The sequence below is a fragment of the Fibrobacter sp. UBA3629 genome, assembly GCF_002374005.1.
GTDB lineage: Bacteria > Fibrobacterota > Fibrobacteria > Fibrobacterales > Fibrobacteraceae > Fibrobacter.
In genome coordinates, this window is sequence record NZ_DFLC01000005.1 from 75,013 (window position 1) to 80,852 (window position 5,840).

Genomic DNA, 5,840 nt, shown 5'->3' on the forward strand with positions numbered 1-5,840 from the left:
GCCTGGTAGCCGCACTTCTTACAAAGAATCAAGTAATCTTCGCCGTTCGGAGTATCCAGCATGAATTCGTGAGCGACCTTACCGCCCATGATGCCGGTATCGCTCTGCACCACCACCGGTTCAATGCCCACGCGACGGTAGATGCGCAGGTAGGCGTCGTATTCTTCCTGGTAGTGACGGTCCAGGTCTTCCTGACTGGTGTGGAAGCTGTATGCATCCTTCATCAGGAATTCGCGGACGCGGATAAGGCCGCCGCGGGCGCGGGCTTCGTCGCGGTACTTGGTCTTGAACTGGTAGAGCATCACCGGCAGCTGCTTGTAGCTGTTGAGCACGTAGCGTACGAGGTCGGTCATGGCCTCTTCGTGAGTCATGGCAAGCACCATGTTGTGGTTGTTGCGATCCTTGAAGCGCAGCAGTTCTTCGCCGATGGCCTGGTAACGGCCAGATTCGCTCCAGAGTTCAGCGGTCTGCACCACCGGCAGGTCCACTTCGATACCGCCAATCTTGTTCATTTCTTCGCGGATGATGTTCACGATCTTCTGGATTACGCGGAAACCCATCGGCATCATGGAGTAGATACCGGTAGAGACGGGCTTGATGTAACCGCCGCGCATGAGGAAGATGTGGGAGGGCATGGTGGCATCGCTGGGCGTTTCGCGGAGCGTCACATAGAAGTACTTCGAGAGTTTCATTTTTTGTCCTTTTTGGCGGGCCTGCCGCCGTATAATTTCGGAGGGGAAAGATAGAAAAATGAAACGTGGTCGTCCGATTTCTTCCAATGTCAAGAAAAGATGATTGAAAAGGAGGGCGGAATGGGTGCAAGAATGTTTGTAAACTGAATTTTACATCAAAAAGCGCTTTTTATCGCCAAAAAGCACCATTTCGTCTTTTTTTTCAAAAAATTTGCAGAATTTGGTATTTTTTTGCGAAAATAGCATATATATTACTATCGAAATTTTCTGGATTAGGGCTAGCAGGGCCGTTTTTTGTCGTGTAATCCCAATCCGGAGCGTAATTTGGAGATATATATGGCAGAAGACTTGCAATACCTTATGGAACGCATCCAGAAAGATGCTGTCGATAAAGCAGAAAACGAGGCGGCGGCTATCATTGCCAAGGCCAAGGAAAAGGCGGCCGATATCGTGAAGGCTGCCGAGGCCGAAGCGTCCGCCCGTCTGGAAAAGGCCGACAAGGACGCCGAAGCGTTCACGGAACGTAGCGAACGCACCCTTGAACAGTCCGCCCGCGACCTTTTGCTTTCGGTAGGCAAGAATCTCGAAAAGATGATTATGGACCTGTTGAACCTCGAGGTGGAAAAGTCCTTGGACGAATCCACCGTCAAGAGCATGCTTCTCACGGTAGCCAAGTCCTATACCTCCGACATCGAGGTGGATTTCTCCGACGCCGATGCCCGTAAGCTCAGCTCCTTTGTGATGGGCGAGTTCAAGAAGCAGCTTTCCGCCGGCGTGAAGGTCGAAAGCGACAAGGGTGTCAAGTTCGGCTTCCGCATCAAGCTCGATGGCGGCAAGGTCACCCACGAATTTACAGAAGCTGCAATGGCCGACGCTCTTTCGGCCCTGCTCCGTCCGCAACTTGCCAGAGTGGTAAACGCTGCCGCACAGGCGAAGTAACGCGGGTACTTGATGAGCAGTCCTTCTTACTTGATGGCATCTCTTCCGATGATTGAGTTCGGCGATCCGGCCCCGCTCAGTATGGAAGATTTTCGCCACCGCTGCATCGGCGTGCTGTCCGAGTCGGAAATTGCGGCTCTGGACGCGCTTTTAGATGACGGTGAATGCGAAGAGTGCGACGACGAGTTCGTGCGCGCCTACAAGGCCCACGAAATCCAGATGAAGAACGTTTCGGGCAGGCTCCGTGCAAGTGCATGGGGGCCCGATATCCGTTTTACGGAAAAGTCCTTCCCGGGTTACGATGTCGCCTTTGCCAAGATGATTCAAGATGCGTTTGCCAAGTCGAATCCTATGGAAAAAGAGCAGGATATCGACAAGGCCCGTTTCTGGCTTGTGGACTCGCTTGCAGGTGTGGGCGAGGGTACCGTCAAGCATGTTTACGCTTATGCGATCAAACTGAAGATTTGTGAACGTTGGGCGCGCCTCTCCGAACAAGCGGGCGACGCTGCCGTGTTGAATGTTATTAATGCAAACGATCCTGCATACGCCTCTGCGGCGGCACAGGAATGACCGGAGGTCCATTTTCAATGGCTAGTATCGGAAAAATCATCGGCGTCAACGGTAACCTGATTCGCGTCAAGTTCGAAAGCGCCGTGTCCCAGAACGAAGTGGCGTATGCCAAGCTTACTCAGAAAAACAAGGACGGCAAGTCCGAAGTCATCCCCCTCAAGAGCGAAGTCATCCGTATCCGCGGTGACTACGCCGAACTCCAGGTGTTCGAAGACACCACGGGTTTAAAGACGGGTGACGAGGTGGAATTCACCGGCGAACTTTTGTCCGTAGAACTTGGCCCCGGCCTCTTGACCCAGGTCTTTGACGGTCTGCAGAACCCGCTCCCGAAGCTTGCCGAAGAATGCGGCTTCTTCCTGCAGCGCGGTAAGTATTTGAAGGCGCTCCCGCGCGACAAGAAGTGGGCGTTTACCCCGGTCGCGAAGGCGGGCGATGTGGTGGTCGCGGGCGATACGCTCGGCACCGTGCCCGAAGGCGTGTTCACGCACCGCATCATGGTGCCGTTCCGCCTGCTGGGCAAGTGGACCGTGGAATCGGTCTCTGCCGCTGGTGAATTCACTGTAGAAACTGTTGTTGCAAAGCTCAAGAACGCTCACGGCGAAACCCAGGACGTGACGATGGTGCAGACCTGGCCGGTGAAGATGCCAATCAAGGCCTACGAAGAACGCCTGCGCCCGAGCAAGCCTTTGACCATGCAGCAGCGCATTATCGATACGTTCTTCCCCGTGATGCAGGGCGGTACGTTCTGTACGCCGGGCCCGTTCGGTGCCGGCAAGACGGTGCTCCAGCAGCTCATGAGCCGTTACGCCGACGTGGATATCGTGATCTTGGCCGCTTGCGGTGAACGTGCAGGTGAAGTGGTGGAAACCCTCCGCGAATTCCCTGAACTGATTGACCCGCGTACCGGCAAGTCCCTGATGGAACGTACGCTGATTATTTGTAACACGTCTTCGATGCCGGTGGCTGCTCGTGAAGCTTCCGTGTACACGGGCGTGACTCTCGCCGAATACTACCGCCAGATGGGCCTGAACGTGCTCCTCTTGGCTGACTCCACTTCCCGTTGGGCACAGGCTCTGCGTGAAATGAGCGGCCGTCTGGAAGAAATTCCGGGCGAAGAAGCCTTCCCGGCCTACCTCGAATCCGTGATTGCCGCCTTCTATGAACGCGGTGGTGTGGTTCGCCTGAAGGACGGTTCTACCGGTTCCGTGACGATTTGCGGTTCCGTGTCGCCTGCAGGTGGTAACTTCGAAGAACCGGTGACCCAGGCAACCCTGAAGGTGGTGGGCGCATTCCTCGGCCTTAGCCGTGAACGTTCCGACCAGCGCCGCTTCCCGGCAATCCACCCGCTGGATTCCTGGTCCAAGTACGAAGGCATTATCGACAGCAAGAAGGTTGCCGAAGCCCGTCACATCCTCGCAAGCGGCGTGGACGTGAACAACATGATGAAGGTGGTGGGCGAAGAAGGTACCTCTATCGATGACTTCGTGATTTACCTGAAGTCCGAATACCTGGACTCCGTTTACCTGCAGCAGGACGCCTATAACGAAATCGACGCCGCCTGCTCCGCCGAACGCCAGAAGTACGTGTTCGACAAGGTTTACACTATCCTCAAGACCCCGATGAAGTTCAGCGAGAAGGACGTCGCCCGTACGTTCTTCCTCAAGCTCACTCAATCGACGAAGGACTGGAACCGCGTCAAGTTCGATTCCCAGGAATTCAAGGACCTTGAACAAAGTATTTTCGCTTCCGTGAAGGAGGTTTCCGCTAATGCATAATGTGGCATACCATCGTATTGAACGCATCGCCGGTTCCGTGATTACGCTCCGCGCCGAAGGTGTAGCAAACCAGGAACTTGCCCAGGTGACAAGCTCGTTCGGAACATCCCTTGCCCGCGTGATCCGTATTGACGGCGACATGGTGGACTTGCAGGTGTTCGCAGGTGCCCGCGGTATTTCCACCGACTCCGAAGTGCGCTTCCTCGGCGAACCGATGAAGGTCCCGTACAGCGAAGCTTTGCTTGGCCGCGTGTTTAACGGTGCCGGTAAGCCCCGCGACAACGGCCCCGAAGTGGACGGCGAACGCATTACTATCGGCGGCCCCTCTGTGAACCCTGCCAAGCGTATCATCCCGAAGACGATGGTGCGTACGGGTATCCCGATGATCGACGTGTTCAACACGCTCGTGGTTTCGCAGAAGCTCCCGATTTTCTCCATTGCCGGTGAACCTTACAACGAACTTTTGGCCCGCATCGCCTTGCAGGCCGAAGTGGACGTGATTGTTCTCGGCGGCATGGGCCTGAAGCACGACGACTACCTGTACCTGAAGGACTTCCTCGAAAAGAACGGTGCCCTTAGCCGTACGGTGATGTTCATGCACACCGCCTCTGACCCGATCGTGGAATGCTTGCTCGTGCCGGATGCATCGCTTGCCGTGGCTGAAAAGTTCGCCACCGAAGGCAAGAACGTGCTCGTGCTCCTTACCGACATGACGAACTTTGCCGACGCCATGAAGGAAATCGCCATTACGATGGAACAGATTCCGTCGAACCGTGGTTATCCTGGCGACCTTTACTCTCAGCTTGCCAGCCGTTACGAAAAGGCTGTGGACTTCGAAGGTTCTGGCTCCATCACTATTCTGGCTGTGACGACCATGCCTGGTGACGACGTGACCCACCCGGTTCCGGACAACACCGGTTACATTACCGAAGGTCAGTTCTACCTGCGTAAGGGCCGCATCGAACCGTTCGGTTCTCTGTCTCGTTTGAAACAGCAGGTGAACGGCAAGACCCGTAGCGACCACCGTACCATCATGAACACCATGATCCAGCTGTACGCAAGCTACAAGGAAACTTTGGAAAAGCAGTCCATGGGCTTCAACATGAGTAACTGGGACCAGAAACTGTTGAAGTATGGCCAGCGTTTCGAAAGCGAAATGATGGACCTTTCCGTCAACATTCCGCTCGAAAAGGCTCTGGACCTTGGCTGGGAAATCCTTGCCGACTGTTTCGCACCCGAAGAAACGGGTATTCCGACCAAGATGATCAACGAATATTGGCCCAAGAAGGGGTAATATGGCGAAGGTCAAGTTAACTAAAAACGCCCTCAAGGCGGAACGCGACGCATTGAAGCGCTTCCAGCGCTATCTGCCGACGTTGCTGTTGAAAAAGCAGCAGCTGCAGATGGAAATGCGCACGCTCCAGGAGAGGGTGATGGCTAAGCGAGAAGAGGAGGACAAGCTCCGCAAGAGCATGGCTTCCTGGATTTCGCTGTTTGCCGAACCCATCGAATGGTCAAAGTACCTGTCGGTGAAGGAAGTGCGCCAGGGCGAAGGCAACATCGCCGGCGTGAAGATTCCGACATACGACGGGGTAGACTTTAATATCGCCATTCCGGATTTCTTCACCACGCCCGTGTGGCTGGACGACGGTATCAGAAGCCTTCAGGGCCTGATTTCGCTGCGTCTGGAACGTCGCGTGCTCGAGCGTCAGTACGAGCTCCTCTCCAAGGAACTGCGTACCACGAGCCAGCGCGTGAACCTGTTCGAAAAGGTGAAGATTCCCGAGGCGAAGGAAAATATCCGCGTCATCAACATCTTCCTGGGCGACCAGCAGACCAGTGGCGTTGCCCGCAGCAAGCTTGC

The 5,840-nt window shown here is 55.1% G+C and carries 6 protein-coding genes; 5 read left to right on the plus strand and 1 reads right to left on the minus strand.

Annotated features, from left to right (window positions below):
• On the minus strand, positions 1 to 692 hold a 692-nt coding region (proS, locus tag B2310_RS01165), incomplete at its 3' end, for a proline--tRNA ligase (RefSeq protein WP_290728082.1).
• A 336-nt stretch (positions 693 to 1,028) separates the two neighbouring features.
• Here proS and B2310_RS01170 point away from each other — a divergent pair.
• The 5 genes from B2310_RS01170 to B2310_RS01190 form a co-directional block, all read left to right on the plus strand.
• On the plus strand, positions 1,029 to 1,631 hold the full coding sequence (locus B2310_RS01170) for an ATPase (protein WP_088627877.1): 603 nt from the start codon (positions 1,029 to 1,031) through the stop codon (positions 1,629 to 1,631).
• A gap of 12 nt (positions 1,632 to 1,643) precedes the next feature.
• Positions 1,644 to 2,201, plus strand: coding sequence for a DUF2764 family protein (locus tag B2310_RS01175; RefSeq protein ID WP_073054009.1), 558 nt, complete (start codon positions 1,644 to 1,646; stop codon positions 2,199 to 2,201).
• 17 nt (positions 2,202 to 2,218) lie between these two features.
• Positions 2,219 to 3,976 carry a V-type ATP synthase subunit A gene (locus tag B2310_RS01180; RefSeq protein WP_088656979.1) on the plus strand — a complete coding sequence of 586 codons (1,758 nt, stop codon included), beginning with the start codon at positions 2,219 to 2,221 and terminating at the stop codon, positions 3,974 to 3,976.
• A complete protein-coding gene (locus tag B2310_RS01185) occupies positions 3,969 to 5,270 on the plus strand; it encodes a V-type ATP synthase subunit B (protein WP_088656831.1) in 1,302 nt (433 codons plus the stop codon). The genes B2310_RS01180 and B2310_RS01185 overlap by 8 nt, the downstream gene beginning before the upstream one ends.
• Position 5,271: 1 nt before the next feature.
• A partial coding sequence (locus B2310_RS01190; RefSeq protein ID WP_290728087.1) for a V-type ATP synthase subunit D occupies positions 5,272 to 5,840 on the plus strand: 569 nt, incomplete at its 3' end.

What these genes read in the sequence shown, in the direction of transcription:
- B2310_RS01185 (WP_088656831.1), top strand. Translation starts at nt 3,969, where the DNA reads ATGCATAATGTGGCATACCATCGTATTGAACGCATCGCCGGTTCCGTG.
- B2310_RS01175 (WP_073054009.1), top strand. Translation starts at nt 1,644, where the DNA reads ATGAGCAGTCCTTCTTACTTGATGGCATCTCTTCCGATGATTGAGTTC.
- B2310_RS01180 (WP_088656979.1), top strand. Translation starts at nt 2,219, where the DNA reads ATGGCTAGTATCGGAAAAATCATCGGCGTCAACGGTAACCTGATTCGC.
- B2310_RS01170 (WP_088627877.1), top strand. Translation starts at nt 1,029, where the DNA reads ATGGCAGAAGACTTGCAATACCTTATGGAACGCATCCAGAAAGATGCT.